Source organism: Streptomyces actuosus (assembly GCF_016921115.1).
Lineage (GTDB): Bacteria > Actinomycetota > Actinomycetes > Streptomycetales > Streptomycetaceae > Streptomyces > Streptomyces actuosus_A.
Window position 1 is genome coordinate 151,378 of record NZ_JAFFZS010000016.1, and the last position, 13,516, is coordinate 164,893.

The 13,516-nt window shown below is 72.2% G+C and carries 14 protein-coding genes; 9 read left to right on the forward strand and 5 right to left on the reverse strand.

Annotated elements, in window-relative coordinates; all coding sequences use genetic code 11:
- Nucleotides 1-239 precede the first annotated feature (239 nt).
- The gene (gene sepH / locus JS756_RS20910; protein ID WP_205384663.1) at nt 240-1,271 is read right to left on the reverse strand and encodes a septation protein SepH; all 1,032 of its coding nucleotides are present in this window, start codon (nt 1,269-1,271) and stop codon (nt 240-242) included.
- 509 nt (nt 1,272-1,780) lie between these two features.
- Between sepH and JS756_RS20915 the strand changes: the two genes are divergently transcribed.
- Nucleotides 1,781-2,659, forward strand: coding sequence for a hypothetical protein (locus tag JS756_RS20915; RefSeq protein ID WP_240204088.1), 879 nt, complete (start codon nt 1,781-1,783; stop codon nt 2,657-2,659).
- Here JS756_RS20915 and JS756_RS20920 read toward each other — a convergent pair.
- Entirely contained in the window at nt 2,583-3,902 is a 1,320-nt protein-coding gene (locus JS756_RS20920; RefSeq protein WP_205384664.1) for a D-arabinono-1,4-lactone oxidase, read from the reverse strand. The genes JS756_RS20915 and JS756_RS20920 overlap by 77 nt on opposite strands.
- Nucleotides 3,862-5,100: an MFS transporter gene (locus JS756_RS20925; RefSeq protein WP_205384665.1), complete on the reverse strand. Its 1,239-nt coding sequence runs from the start codon at nt 5,098-5,100 to the stop codon at nt 3,862-3,864. Before JS756_RS20925 ends, JS756_RS20920 begins: the two co-directional genes overlap by 41 nt.
- Nucleotides 5,101-5,441: 341 nt before the next feature.
- On the opposite strand from JS756_RS20925, the gene JS756_RS20930 reads away from it, so the two are divergent.
- Both JS756_RS20930 and JS756_RS20935 read left to right on the forward strand, forming a co-directional pair.
- Nucleotides 5,442-6,569: a ferrochelatase gene (locus JS756_RS20930; RefSeq protein WP_205384666.1), complete on the forward strand. Its 1,128-nt coding sequence runs from the start codon at nt 5,442-5,444 to the stop codon at nt 6,567-6,569.
- Between the two features lie 8 nt (nt 6,570-6,577).
- Complete coding sequence (locus JS756_RS20935; protein ID WP_205384667.1) at nt 6,578-7,393, forward strand: inositol monophosphatase family protein; 816 nt, start codon at nt 6,578-6,580, stop codon at nt 7,391-7,393.
- A 133-nt stretch (nt 7,394-7,526) separates the two neighbouring features.
- On the opposite strand, the gene JS756_RS20940 is transcribed toward JS756_RS20935, so the two are convergent.
- A complete protein-coding gene (locus JS756_RS20940; RefSeq protein ID WP_205384668.1) occupies nt 7,527-7,700 on the reverse strand; it encodes a hypothetical protein in 174 nt (57 codons plus the stop codon).
- Between the two features lie 452 nt (nt 7,701-8,152).
- Here JS756_RS20940 and JS756_RS20945 point away from each other — a divergent pair, with 452 nt between their 5' ends.
- The 4 genes from JS756_RS20945 to JS756_RS20960 all read left to right on the forward strand — a co-directional run bounded on the left by JS756_RS20945 (nt 8,153) and on the right by JS756_RS20960 (nt 11,776).
- Nucleotides 8,153-8,806, forward strand: a complete 654-nt coding sequence (locus JS756_RS20945; RefSeq protein ID WP_003993508.1) for a response regulator transcription factor — start codon at nt 8,153-8,155, stop codon at nt 8,804-8,806.
- A gap of 6 nt (nt 8,807-8,812) precedes the next feature.
- Nucleotides 8,813-10,054, forward strand: coding sequence for a sensor histidine kinase (locus JS756_RS20950; protein ID WP_205384669.1), 1,242 nt, complete (start codon nt 8,813-8,815; stop codon nt 10,052-10,054).
- Between the two features lie 392 nt (nt 10,055-10,446).
- Nucleotides 10,447-10,743 carry a DUF4193 domain-containing protein gene (locus JS756_RS20955; RefSeq protein ID WP_205384670.1) on the forward strand — a complete coding sequence of 99 codons (297 nt, stop codon included), beginning with the start codon at nt 10,447-10,449 and terminating at the stop codon, nt 10,741-10,743.
- 13 nt (nt 10,744-10,756) lie between these two features.
- On the forward strand, nt 10,757-11,776 hold the full coding sequence (locus JS756_RS20960) for a hypothetical protein (RefSeq protein WP_205384671.1): 1,020 nt from the start codon (nt 10,757-10,759) through the stop codon (nt 11,774-11,776).
- Between the two features lie 22 nt (nt 11,777-11,798).
- On the opposite strand, the gene JS756_RS20965 is transcribed toward JS756_RS20960, so the two are convergent.
- A complete protein-coding gene (locus tag JS756_RS20965) occupies nt 11,799-12,260 on the reverse strand; it encodes a DUF3093 domain-containing protein (RefSeq protein WP_205384672.1) in 462 nt (153 codons plus the stop codon).
- A 113-nt stretch (nt 12,261-12,373) separates the two neighbouring features.
- Between JS756_RS20965 and JS756_RS20970 the strand changes: the two genes are divergently transcribed.
- Together JS756_RS20970 and dut are read left to right on the forward strand one after the other, a co-directional pair.
- Nucleotides 12,374-12,958: a PaaI family thioesterase gene (locus tag JS756_RS20970; RefSeq protein WP_205384673.1), complete on the forward strand. Its 585-nt coding sequence runs from the start codon at nt 12,374-12,376 to the stop codon at nt 12,956-12,958.
- The gene (gene dut / locus JS756_RS20975; protein WP_205384674.1) at nt 12,955-13,515 is read left to right on the forward strand and encodes a dUTP diphosphatase; all 561 of its coding nucleotides are present in this window, start codon (nt 12,955-12,957) and stop codon (nt 13,513-13,515) included. Before JS756_RS20970 ends, dut begins: the two co-directional genes overlap by 4 nt.
- Nucleotide 13,516 lies beyond the last annotated feature (1 nt).

Here is a 13,516-nt window from a genome sequence, read left to right on the forward strand (position 1 = left end):
ACCGCCGGCCGGCCGCCGCGGTCCGGGCTCGACCACGGAGGTGGAGGGCTCGGGCTCCTCCGCCGATCGAGCAGCGGCCCACGTCCCGGAGGCAGCCGCCGAGCCGATCCGCCGGTCGCCACCGGGCCGGCCCGCGGCCCGGCCTGCCGACCTGCCGGTGCTCCGCCGACGCACGGTCACCGGAGCCCACGCCAACCCCTTCCGGTACACCCGGAAGGGGTTGGCGTGGTGCGGCCGTTCTACTCCTGCTTCTTGCGGCGCGTCCCGAAGACGATCTCGTCCCAGCTGGGCACCGCGGCACGGCGGCCGGGGCGGACCCCGTCGGCCTCGGCCTGGCGGTCGGTCGCCCCGATGAGGCGATCGCGATGGCTGCCGATGGAGCGCGGCATCAGGACGTCCGCGTAGGCGGATCCGGCCGAGGCGGCCGGTGCCGGAGGTTCCTCCGCGACGACCTCCTCCTCGGACTCGTCCTCGGACTCCACGGGGCGCTCCGGCACCACCAGGTCGCCCCGGAAGCTCGGCACCGCCTCCAGGAGGCTGGTCAGCGAGTCCCGGTCGCCCGCGCTCTCCTCCTCCGGTTCGGCCGGCGGGGCGGGCAGGGCCTGCCTCTCCCGGTCCAGGGAACGGTCCAGGGGCCGATCGCGCGGCAGCCGGGCGATCCGGGGCACGAAGGGGAAGCTGGGTTCCGGCGCGGCGAGGTCGTCGGACTCGCCGATCAGCGAGCGCGCCTCGTCGTCGACGGCCTGGACGAGCCGCCGGGGCGGGTCGTACGTCCAGCTCGCCGAGTGCGGTTCGCCCGCCACCCGGTAGACCAGCAGAACCTCCCAGGTGCCGTCGTCGCGGCGCCAGGAGTCCCACTGGACGGTGTCCTTGTCGGCACCGCGCAGCAGCAGCCGCTCCTGCACCGTTTCTCCGAGCTGGGGTCCGGTGTTCTCGCCGGGCCTGCGCACGGGTGTCTTGCGGGCCCGCTCGGCCATGAAGGCGCGCTCGGCGAGCACGGGGCCCTCGAAGCGCCGCACCCGGTCGACGGAGATGCCGGCCATCTGCGCGACCTCTTCCGCGGTCGCGCCGGCGCGTATCCGCGCCTGGATGTCACGCGGGCGGAGATGGCTCTCCACCTCGATCTCGATCTGACCGAGCCGAGGGCGGTCGCCGCGCACGGCGGCGCGGAGTCGTTCGTCAATCGGAAGCGTGTACTCCGTTGAGTCCGCAGCCTTCAGCACCAGCCGTGTGCCGTCATTCGAGACGGCCACGACACGCAGTTCGGGCATGGGGACCTCCCGGGTGGTGCCTGCCGACGTCACGTGCGTCGCTGCTTCCGCTAGTCGAGTGTGGCCTGCCCGGGTGCAGCCTGCCACAACCTTGCCGAGTTGCCCGGCGTGTCGGGCGCGGGCCCTGGATCGCCGTTATGGCACGGTTACCGGTTCGCCACGCTGAGTGACCAACCCCGTCACCTTGTGCGACTAGCCCCCTCCTGGCGGTCCAGCGAGGCTCCGGGCACCCTGACGGGAGACCGGACCCAGGGCTCGCAACAGTACTCCATTTGGGCCACGTGCGTGGATTGGCGCGCCGCCCAACTTCCCGCAAGAGGGCGGACTTGGCCGCCCCTCGCGATTTCGCTTGATCTTGAGCGCGGCGTACTTCACGCAATCACCCGAATCGGGACTGTCGGTTTCGTCCGTACGTCCCTTTCTCGTGCAGTTGGTCGACCAAGTGCTGATAGTTGTGATAGTTGATCAAGTAGTGGGTCACGTACGGGAAGGGCGGGCAAGGTTCGGGAATGCGTGAAAAGCCCGATGGTGGCGACGAGTTCGCCGCAGCAGGTGCCGCGGAGGAGGCAGAGGCCCGGAAGCGGCGCATCGACCTGAGCGTCCCGCGGGTGGCCGGCAGCGCCGTGGCCGCGGTGGTGGCCGCCGAGCTCGCCTCCTCCTTCGGTGTCTACGGCACGATCCTCGGCGCCGGTGTCGTCAGCCTCGTCGCCACCTGTGGGGAAGGCTCGGTCTTCCAGCACGTCTTCACCCGGACCGGCGAGCAGATCCGCGGGACCTCGGGTGCGGCCGGGGTGGGAGAGCGGGGACCCGGGGCGCCGGGCGCGTACACCGGGGCGACGGAGCCTCGCGCACCGGACGCCTACGGCGAGGCGACGGTCCACCGCGCGCGGGCCGGGCGACGTCGCCGGTCCGTGGTCGCCGCCGCCGTCGTCTTCGCCGTGACCATGTCCGGCATCACCGCCTACGAGCTGCTGTCCGGCGGCAGATTCAGCGGCGGTGGGGGAACGACCGTGAGCGACGCCCTCATCGGGGGGAAGCCCTCGCCCTCCCGCTCCGGGGACACCCCGGGAACCCCGGACCCCTCGGATCCGTTGCGCCGCTCGGGCTCCTCGGCCGAGCCGGGCGGACCCGACTCCGGCTCATCCGCGACCCGTTCACCCTCCTCCTCCCCGTCCTCGGAGCCCGACGGCGGGTCGCCGTCCCCGGACCCGGCCCCGCCGGACGCCGGCGACGGCGGCAGCGCGGCCGGTGGCGGCACCCCGGCCCCGGACCCGTCCGGTCACAGCTCCTCGGGCGGCCCCGCAGCCGCGGCTACTCCCCCAGCACCCGGCGCAGATAGCCGTTCTGGAACAGCCGCTCCGGATCCAGCCGGTCCCGCAGGGCAGTGAACTCCCCGAAGCGCGGATAGACCCGGGAGAGGTACTCCGCGTCCCGCGTGTGCACCTTGCCCCAGTGCGGCCGTCCCTCGTGCGCGGTGAAGATGTGCTCGGCGGCGGTGAAGTACCGCTGGTAGGGCGTGCCCCGGAACATGTGGACGGCGATGTAGGCGCTGTCCCGGCCCGACGCCGTGGAGAGGGTGATGTCGTCGGCCGGCGCGGTGCGCACCTCGACGGGGAAGCTGACGCGCAGACCGGAGCGGTCCACCATCGCCTTCAGCTCGCGCAGCGTCTCCGCGACGGCCGCCCGCGGTACGGCGTACTCCATCTCCACGAAACGCACCCGGCGCGGCGAGGTGAAGACCTTGTACGGGATGTCGGTGTAGGTCCGCGCGGACAGGGCCCTGCTGGAGACCCGGGCGATCGCCGGGATGGCGGAGGGCGCCGCCCGGCCGATCCAGTTGGCCACCTGGAAGACGCCGTTGGAGAGGAACTCGTCCTCGAACCAGCCCGCCATCCGCCCCACGGGCTCGGCCGGACCGGCACTGCGGTTGTTGCGCTTGGTGTTGGTGCTCCCGGTGTGCGGGAACCAGTAGAACTCGAAGTGCTCGTTCTCGGCCCACAACTGGTCGAAGTCGGCGAGCACCCTGTCGAGGGGCATCGGTTCCTCGCGGGCCGTGAGGAGGAAGACCGGCTCCACGGCGAAGGTGATCGCGGTGACGATGCCGAGGGCGCCGAGACCTGTGCGGGCGGCGGCGAAGACCTCGGGGTTCTCCTTCTCGGAACAGGTGAGCACCGAGCCGTCGGCGGTGACCAGCTCCAGGGCCCTGATCTGGGCGGCGATCGAGGCGGACTCGCGGCCGGTGCCGTGCGTTCCCGTGCTGGTGGCACCGGAGACCGTCTGCTCCATGATGTCGCCCATGTTGGTCATCGACAGCCCCTCGCGGGCCAGCGCCGCGTTGAGTCTCTTGAGCGGAGTGCCGGCCTCGACCGTGACGGTCATGGCATCCCGGTCGATGTTGCGGATGCCCGTCAACAGGTGGGGCCGGATCAGGACTCCGTCGGTGGCCGCGATCGAGGTGAAGGAGTGGCCCGTCCCGACGGCCTTCACCTTCAGGCCGTCCTCGGCCGCCTGCCGCACGGCGGCGGCCAGTTCGTCCACGGAGGCCGGTTCCACCTCCCGCGCCGGGCGGGCCGAGACATTCCCGCCCCAGTTACGCCACGTGCCGTTCTTCCCGCTCGCTGTGCTGCTCAAGGGTGCCTCCCCGACGCGGAACCGGCCTGCTCAGCCGGCGGTACCCGAGGAAACCGACCGCGACCGCGACGGCCCCGGACAGCGCCGGAACCCCGTACCCGGCCCGTGCACCGGCCGCGTCGATCACCCAGCCGGCCACGGAGGAGCCGAGCGCGACGCCGACCGCGAGCCCGGTGCTCACCCAGGTCATCCCCTCGGTCAGTTGCGCGCGTGGTACGTGCTCTTCGACGAGGGACATCGTCGTGATCATCGTGGGTGCGACGGACAGGCCCGCGACGAAGAGCGCCACGGCCAGAAACGGCAGGTTTCCGACCAGTAGGAGGGGGATCATACTCACGGCCGTCGTACACACGCCCAGCAGCCAGCGGAGTGCGGGCTCCCCGGTGAAGCGCAGCAGGCCGAACACGATGCCCGCCGCACAGGATCCGGCCGCGTACAGCGCCAGCACCACGCTCGCCGCACCCTTGTGGCCCTGCTCGTCGGCGAAGGCCACGGTGACGACGTCGACCGCCCCGAAGATCGCACCGGTCGCGGCGAACGTGGCCACCAGCACCTGGAGCCCGGCCGAACGCAGCGCCGTCCCGCCGCCGTGACGCGCGCGTGGGTGCGGCGCGGGCTCGGTGGCCCGTTGCGCGGTCAGCAGGAACACGCCCGCCGCCAGGAAGCACGCCGCGAGCAGCGGTCCGGCCTCCGGGAACCAGGCGGTGGACAGCCCGATGGAGACGATGGGCCCGAAGATGAAGCAGACCTCGTCGACCACGGACTCGAACGAGTAGGCGGTGTGCAACTGCGGCGTGCCCCGGTACAGGGCCGCCCAGCGGGCGCGGACCATCGCCCCGAGGCTCGGCACCGTGCCGATCCCGGCGGCGCACAGGAACAGCAGTCCGTCCGGCCCGCCGCGGTGCGCGGTCAGCAGCAGCCCGGCCGCCGAGGTCAGCGCCACCGAGGTCGCCGGGCGCAGCACGCGGCGCTGCCCGTGCCGGTCCACCAGCCGGGAGATCTGCGGCCCGATCACCGCGGCGGACAGCGCGATGGTCGCCGACAGCGCTCCCGCGAGGCCGTAGCGCCCGGTGAGCTGGGAGATCATCGTGACCACGCCGATCCCCATCATCGACAGCGGCATACGGCCGAGGAACCCGGCGGCGGAGAAGCCCTTGGAGCCGGGAGCGGCGAACAGGGCGCGGTAGGGGCTGGGCACGGGGTCTCCGAGGGGTCCGGTACGGCGGCCGGCCGTCGCGTAAGGCGCGAACGCGGCCGATACAGCTTACGGCCGGGTGGCCCGCACGCACCCGCGTTTTCCGCCGCCGCCACCCGTCCCGACGGGCCGCTCCGGCAAGGCCCGAGCGGCCGCGCCCCGGCCGGCCCCACCGCGCCGGCCGGCGTCCGGACACGCTCGTTCCGGTGTTCCGGTGTTCCGGTGTTCCGGTGCGCGTGCCCCGACGCCGCCCGGCCGGCTCCGCCGCAGCGCGCTGCGTGGCGCCGCGCCGCCCGCCGCCCCGCCGTTTCCCGACCGTCGGTCCCGGGTGGCAGGATCGAGTCATGCCAGACGCGCTCGATGCCACTCCCTACGACGCCCTGCTCCTGCTCTCCTTCGGCGGCCCGGAGGGCCCGGACGACGTGGTCCCGTTCCTGGAGAACGTGACGCGGGGGCGCGGCATCCCCAAGGAACGCCTGAAGGAAGTCGGTCAGCACTACTTCCTCTTCGGCGGAGTCAGCCCGATCAACGACCAGAACCGCGCCCTGCTGGACGCCCTCAGCAAGGACTTCGCCGACCACGGACTGGACCTGCCGGTCTACTGGGGCAACCGCAACTGGGCGCCCTACCTCACCGACACGCTGCGTGAGATGGTCCGCGACGGCCGTCGCCGCATCCTGGTGCTGGCCACCAGCGCCTACGCCTCCTACTCGGGCTGCCGCCAGTACCGCGAGAACCTCGCCGACGCGCTCGCGACGCTGGAGGCCGAGGGCCTCGAACTGCCCCGGATCGACAAGCTGCGGCACTATTTCAACCACCCGGGCTTCGTCGAGCCGATGATCGACGGTGTGCTCCGGTCCCTGGCCGACCTCCCCGACGCCGTCCGCGCCGGCGCCCACATCGCGTTCACCACCCACTCCGTCCCGACCGCCGCCGCGGACGCCTCCGGCCCGGCCGAGCGCCACGGGGACGGCGGTGCCTACGTGGAGCAGCACCTCGACGTCGCCCGACTGATCGCCGACGCCGTCCGCGAGCGCACCGGCGTCGGCCACCCCTGGCAGCTCGTCTACCAGTCCCGTTCCGGTGCCCCGCACATCCCGTGGCTGGAACCGGACATCTGCGACCACCTCCAGGAGCAGCACGCCGCCGGGGTTCCGGCCGTCGTGATGGCCCCCATCGGCTTCGTCTCCGACCACATGGAGGTCCTGTACGACCTGGACACCGAGGCCGACGCCAAGGCCGCGGAACTGGGCCTGCCGGTGCGCCGCTCGGCCACCGTGGGCGCCGACCCGCGCTTCGCCGCCGCGATCCGCGAGCTGGTCCTGGAACGCTCCTCGATCGAGCGCGGGCAGGACGTCACCCCCTGCGTCCTCGGTGCGCTGGGCCCCAGCCACGACGTCTGCCCCGTGGGCTGCTGCCCGGCCCGCGCCCCTCGCCCCGCCGCTGCCGGCGCCGACAGCCCCTACGCGTGAGGAGACCCGTGACCGACCCCCTGCACACGGACCTGCTGCGGCTCGCCCGGGAGGCCGCCCACCGGGCCGGCGAACTGCTGCGGGACGGCCGTCCGGCGGACCTCGCGGTGGCCGACACCAAGTCGAGTCCCGTCGACGTCGTCACCGAGATGGACATCGCGGCGGAGAAGCTGATCACGGGCCTGATCTCCGAACGGCGCCCCGATGACGGCATGCTCGGCGAGGAGGGTGCCTCCACCGAGGGCAGCACCGGCATCCGCTGGGTGATCGACCCGCTCGACGGCACCGTCAACTATCTCTACAACCTGCCCACCTGGGCCGTCTCGATCGCGGCCGAACAGGACGGCGAGACCGTCGTCGGGGTCGTCGCCGCCCCGATGCGGGGCGAGACGTACCACGCGGTCCGCGGCGGCGGCGCCTGGGCCACCGGTGCCCGGGACGGCGAGCGCCGGCTGGTCTGCCGCCCCACCGCACCCCTCGATCAGGCCCTGGTCTCGACCGGCTTCAACTACGTCGCCGACGTCCGGGTCCACCAGGCCGAGGTGGCCCGGCGTCTGATCCCGCTCGTGCGGGACATCCGGCGCGGCGGCTCCGCCGCGATCGACCTGTGCGACGTGGCCGCGGGCCGCCTCGACGGCTACTACGAACGGGGGCTGAACCCCTGGGACCTGGCGGCCGGGGATCTGATCGCCCGGGAGGCGGGGGCGCTGACGGGCGGACGCCCCGCAGAGCGCCCGGGAGGCGAGCTGACGATCGCGGCCACCCCGGCCGTCTTCGAGCCCCTCCAGCGACTGCTGGAGGAATTCGGCGCCTGGCACGACTGACGGCGCCCGGCGTCCCCCGACCGGCCGGACGCCCACCGGTCGCCCGCCGACCGGGGGACGCCGTCTCGCCGGAGGACGCAGCAGACCCCCGGCGCTGGATTCACCGGGGGTCTGCTGTCGTGCTGCGGGTCGATCAGGCGCTGTACGTGCCGACTTCCACACCGTGTTCGGCGGCGAGGCGGCGCAGGTCGTCCAATTCCGACTGCTCCACCTCGACAAGGAAGTCGTCGCCTTCGTCGCGCGCCCGCGTCAGGTCGGACTCGGTAGCCCTTATGCGCTGCAGAAGTCCTGCCGTGAATGCGTCCATGCTGCGCCCCCTCGTCCTGGGTCGTGGGTCGGTGGCACGGGGGTGTGCCCTTGGGAAGGGGCGATCACGTCTCCGTAGGTGCCCAGCGCTGCCCGGCCGGGCGGCGACGGTGCCGGACACCCACGCCCACTCTGCGGAAGTGGATCGCGGCGTACCACATGGTGCTGCGGCACAAGCAGAGCGTGATCGCGGGGTGTAAAGCCGTCCTCCCCCCGCGGACGTACGGGGAAACCTGGGCGGGCCGAGAAATCTTCCCGTGCCCGCATCCGGCCCGCATGTGCCGCCGGCGGTGGCCGGAACCCGTCGGGCGGGCTCGGGGACGGCCGTGCGCGACCGCCTTACAACCGGTTTATGGGCGAACGCGGCAGGATGGAGGCGTAGACCCCCGGTACGAATTCCGCCAGTGCGCGCCCACGCGGCGCGCTCGGCGGCTTTGAGGAAGGACTAGCGACGTGCGCGTACTCGTCGTCGAGGACGAGCAACTGCTCGCCGATGCGGTGGCCACCGGACTGCGCCGGGAGGCCATGGCGGTCGACGTCGTGTACGACGGTGCGGCTGCCCTGGAGCGCATCGGCGTCAACGACTACGACGTGGTCGTCCTCGACCGCGATCTCCCGCTGGTGCACGGCGACGACGTCTGCCGCAAGATCGTCGAACTCGGCATGCCCACGCGCGTGCTGATGCTGACGGCGTCCGGTGACGTCAGCGACCGTGTCGAGGGCCTGGAGATCGGCGCCGACGACTACCTCCCCAAGCCCTTCGCGTTCAGCGAGCTCATCGCACGCGTCCGTGCCCTGGGGCGGCGCACCAGCGTGCCGCTGCCGCCGGTCCTGGAGCGCGCAGGGATCAAGCTCGACCCCAACCGCCGCGAGGTCTTCCGCGACGGCAAGGAGGTCCAGCTCGCGCCCAAGGAGTTCGCCGTCCTGGAGGTGCTGATGCGCAGCGAGGGCGCCGTGGTCTCCGCCGAGCAGCTGCTGGAGAAGGCCTGGGACGAGAACACGGACCCGTTCACCAACGTGGTGCGCGTGACGGTGATGACCCTGCGCCGCAAGCTGGGGGAGCCGCCCGTCATCGTGACCGTTCCCGGCTCCGGCTACCGGATCTGACGCGTGATGGCCGCGACACCCGCACCGCCCCCGCCCACGGCGCCCCCCAAGCCCACCTGGGACCCGAGGAAGCCGGACCTGCCCTTCCCCTGGCTGCGCCCCACCATCCGCATACGGCTCACGCTGCTCTACGGCGGCATGTTCCTGATCGCCGGCATCCTGCTGCTGTCGATCATCTACCTGCTCGCCGCGCAGGCCCTCCACGAGGGCGTCGGCCAGTCCCTCCGGGTGACCGGCACCTTCGACATCACCAGCACGACGTGCCCGGCGCTGAACACGGCGCCCAACAACGAGCTCAACGACGTCCTCGAGCACTGCCAGGCGGCCCAGCGCCAGCACGCTCTGGACGACCTGCTCAGTCGGTCCCTGCTGGCGCTGCTGGGGCTCGCCGTGATCGCCTTCGCCTTCGGCTACGCCATGGCCGGCCGGGTGCTGTCCCCGCTCGGCCGGATCACCCGCACGGCACGTGCGGTGGCCGGTTCGGACCTGTCCCGCCGCATCGAGCTGGACGGTCCGGACGACGAGCTGAAGGAGCTGGCCGACACCTTCGACGACATGCTGGAGCGCCTGCAGCGGGCCTTCACCGCCCAGCAGCGCTTCGTCGGCAACGCCTCGCACGAGCTGCGGACGCCGCTGGCGATCAACCGCACGCTGCTCGAAGTGCATCTGTCCGATCCGAACGCGCCGGTGGAGCTTCAGCAGCTCGGCAAGACGCTGCTGGCCACCAACGAGCGCAGCGAGCAGCTCGTGGAAGGGCTGCTGCTGCTCGCCCGCAGCGACAACCAGATCGTGGAGCGCAAACCGGTCGACCTCGCCGAGGTGGCGGGGCAGGCCATCGACCAGGTGCACGCCGAGGCGGAGGAGAAGGGCGTCAAGTTCCGCGGCAAGCGCGATCCCGCGGTCGTCCAGGGCAACGGCGTCCTGCTGGAGCGGATCGCCCTGAACCTCGTGCAGAACGCCGTCCGCTACAACATCTCCGAGGGAGGCTGGGTCGAGGTGACCACCCAGGTCCAGCACGGCCAGGCGGTCCTGGTCGTCTCGAACACCGGGCCGGTGGTGCCGGCGTACGAGATCGACAATCTCTTCGAGCCGTTCCGGCGGCTGCGCACGGAGCGCACGGGGAGCGACAAGGGCGTCGGGCTCGGTCTCTCCATCGCGCGGTCCGTGGCGCGGGCGCACGGCGGCCACATCTCGGCCACGCCGCGCGAGGGTGGAGGGCTCGTGATGCGCGTCACCCTGCCTCTCTGAGATCATGCCTCCGACACGCGGGATGTTCGCTTTGCGCGGAATTTTCGGGGCGCGGACCCGGCACCCCTGTGTGTGATCGATCACAAGGAAGATTTTCCGGCCATCCACTCTCCGTGATCATGAGTGGGGGTGAGATGCCGGAAAAGTCCGGGTTTTCGGGGGTCTTGATCACGGGAAGTACACGGTGAGACGCCTTTGAAGTGCGGCGTCCGGACCGTGTACGGTCCCGTTCGCCATCCAACTCGATCACTCTTGAGGAGTCCGGTTGGGTGTCGATTGAGTAACAGACCTTGATGTGAGGCAAAATCTCCGCCTCGGGTCGGGCACAAGTCCGGCCTCTCACGCGTTACGTGCGCTGGAGACACCGCAGACACCCAGAGGGGGAGAGCGACATGGCAACCGACTACGACACCCCACGCAAGACCGACGACGACGTCGACTCGGACAGCCTTGAAGAACTGAAGGCTCGCCGGAACGACAAGTCGGCGTCCTCGGTCGACGTCGACGAGTTCGAGGCCGCCGAAGGCCTGGAGCTTCCCGGCGCCGACCTGTCCAACGAGGAGCTGGCCGTCCGTGTGCTGCCGAAGCAGCAGGACGAGTTCACGTGCATGAGCTGCTTCCTCGTGCACCACCGCAGCCAGCTGGCGCGGGAGAGGAACGGCCAGCCGATCTGCCGCGACTGCGACTGAGGCGGGGTCGGCCGTGACTGGCTCGACCCCTTCCCGGAAGCGACGCTTCCCCCGGTGGGGAGCGGACTCGGGGCCGCCCGACGGTCCCCACGGCGTGCGTGACGACGAGCGAGGCTCACCCGGTACGTCCGGTGCGACGGGACCGGCATCCGACGCGACGGATCCGGCACCCGGCAGGACGCGGGCGGCCTCGCTCGACTCGGCCGGTGGTCGGGAGGGCATCCCGGCGCCGACCCGTTCCGAGGGACACGCGCCCGAGCCCAGCGCGCCCTCGGCCCGGGCGACGGTGCCCCCGGCGCGCGCGCGAGCGGCGGCGATCCGGCGCAGAGCCGGCGAACTCGGTCGGGAAGGCGCCCGCAGGAGCGGCAGCCGCGCCCGGGCGGGCCTGTCCTACCTCGCCGACCGCATCATCGACATCGCCCCGCGTGTGCCCGTACGGGACCTCGCGACCCTCCGCCGGCAGTTCCCCGGCCTCGGGCCCGAACAGCTCGCGGACAAACTCGTGGCGGGCGCCGCACGCGCCACATCCACGGTCGGCGCGGGCATCGGCGCCGCCGCCATGCTTCCCGTGCCGCCGGCCATGCCGACCGAGCTGGCCACGGAGATCACCGGCGTCGCGGCGATCGAGCTGAAACTCATCGCCGAACTCCACGAGGTCTACGGCCTGCGGCCGCCCGGCGGGCTCAAGGAGCGCAGCACCCTGTACCTGCGTTCCTGGTCCGGTGAGCGCGGCGTCGAGGTGCTCAGACCGTCGACGATCGACGCGGCCCTCGGAGGCCGCATGAAGCGCGAACTGCGCCAGCAGATCATGAAGCGGCTGGTGCGCGATCTGCCGAACCTGATGCCGTTCATGATCGGAGCCGCAGTCGGTGCCGTCATGAACCGCCGCGAGACCAGAAGGCTCGCCGGACGCGTCCGGGCCGACCTTCGCAAGGCCCAGGTCCCGTGGGACGCCCTGCCCGAACAGCCGCCGCTGGAGCAGCCCGACAGGCCGCTGGCGCTGGGCGAGATCGCCGAGGAGCTCGGTCGCTGACCCGAGCGCACCGCCGGACCCCTCAGGCGGCTGCCTTCGCGGCTTCCAGTGCCTGGGCCAGCCGCTCCGGCTCCCGGGTCGAGAGGTACAGGTACGGCGTCGGGTCCCCGGAATCGGTGACCTCCACCCGCAGTGCCGTGGGGATGTAGGACCGCAGGAGCATGAACGCGCGCGTGTCCGCCTTGTGGGTGCGCCAGGCACGCGCCTCCTCGGCGTCCAGGACCTCCGCCGCACCGAGCGCCGCCACCGGGATCTTCGCCTCGCCCGCGACGAGCAGGTCCCCGACCACACGGATGCGGACGGAGCCGTACGCGCTGGCCGTCACGGCCGCGGCGGCGGTGCCGCCGACCAGGCCGCCCAGCATCGGAAGGGTGCCGAACGGGACCAGGATCAGCGCCAGGGCGACGCCCACGAGGACGGAGACGAGCCACCACGAGCGGGGGGCGGTGAGGCGTTCTTCGTACGGGGTGGCGGAGAGCTGCATGGGGCCAAGCTTGGCACGATGACCGGAATCCGCCCGGAGCAGGGTGGGCGGGGCGCCCGGTGCCGCGGGCACGGCGACGGCGGGCCGCGGACGGGCGGGTAAGGTCTGCGCCTGTGAGTGGTACTTCCGCATCCCTTCAGCCCCCGGCCGACGCCGTGAAACCGGTGCGCCATCCCGAGGCTCCCGCACCCGGCGAGCTCCTCGGTGCCCACTACGAACACTGTTTCGGATGCGGCGGCGGGCAGCCGCACGGCCTGCACCTGGAGGCACGGGCGGGCGACGGCGTGAGCCTCACCGCCGAGTTCACCGTCCGGTCCGCGCACCAGGGCGCTCCCGGCCTCGCGCACGGCGGGGTCCTTGCCACGGCCCTCGACGAGACACTCGGCTCGCTGAACTGGCTGCTGCGCACCATCGCCGTCACCGGACGGCTGGAGACCGACTTCGTGCGGCCGGTGCCCGTCGGCACCACGCTCCACCTCCAGGCCGAGGTGACCGCCGTGGCCGGAAGGAAGATCTATTCGAAGGCCACCGGGCGCATCGGCGGACCCGAGGGTCCCGTCGCCGTCCGGGCCGAGGCGCTGTTCATCGAGGTCAAGGTCGACCACTTCATCGACCACGGCCGCGAGGAGGAGATCCAGGCCGCGATGAGCGACCCCGACCAGGTCCGGCGCACCCGCGCCTTCGAGGTGAACCCGTGAGCCGTGGGCACCGCCGCGAGCTGGGCGTGCTGATCCGGCGCGTCGAGCCGGACGTACCGCTTCCGACGTACGAGCATCCCGGCGACGCGGGAGCCGACCTGCGCACCACCGAGGCCTGCGAACTGGCCCCCGGCGAGCGGGCCGTGCTCCCCACCGGGGTGTCTGTCGCCCTCCCGGAGGGGTACGCGGCCTTCGTGCACCCCCGATCGGGGCTCGCCGCCCGCTGCGGTGTCGCCCTCGTGAATGCCCCGGGGACGGTTGATGCCGGGTACCGTGGGGAGATCAAGGTGATCGTGGTGAATCTCGACCCGCGCGAGTCCGTGCGGTTCGAGCGCTTCGACCGGATTGCCCAACTGGTCGTCCAGCAGGTCGAGAGGGTCCGCTTCCAGGAGGTCGCGGAGCTTCCCGATTCGGCGCGGGCCGAGGGGGGCTTCGGGTCCACCGGTGGCCATGCCGCGGTGGGCGGCGTGAGCGGCACAAGCGGTCGGGCCGCCGAGGGCGGCCGGACGGGTGGGAATCGATACGCTTCGGTCGTATCCGACCGGGAAGGACAGTGAC

Bases quoted from the DNA above. Each gene is read 5' to 3' on its own strand.
- sepH (WP_205384663.1), bottom strand. From the start codon at position 1,271: ATGCCCGAACTGCGTGTCGTGGCCGTCTCGAATGACGGCACACGGCTG.
- JS756_RS20915 (WP_240204088.1), top strand. From the start codon at position 1,781: ATGCGTGAAAAGCCCGATGGTGGCGACGAGTTCGCCGCAGCAGGTGCC.
- JS756_RS20930 (WP_205384666.1), top strand. From the start codon at position 5,442: ATGCCAGACGCGCTCGATGCCACTCCCTACGACGCCCTGCTCCTGCTC.
- JS756_RS20940 (WP_205384668.1), bottom strand. From the start codon at position 7,700: ATGGACGCATTCACGGCAGGACTTCTGCAGCGCATAAGGGCTACCGAG.
- JS756_RS20950 (WP_205384669.1), top strand. From the start codon at position 8,813: ATGGCCGCGACACCCGCACCGCCCCCGCCCACGGCGCCCCCCAAGCCC.
- JS756_RS20955 (WP_205384670.1), top strand. From the start codon at position 10,447: ATGGCAACCGACTACGACACCCCACGCAAGACCGACGACGACGTCGAC.
- JS756_RS20965 (WP_205384672.1), bottom strand. From the start codon at position 12,260: ATGCAGCTCTCCGCCACCCCGTACGAAGAACGCCTCACCGCCCCCCGC.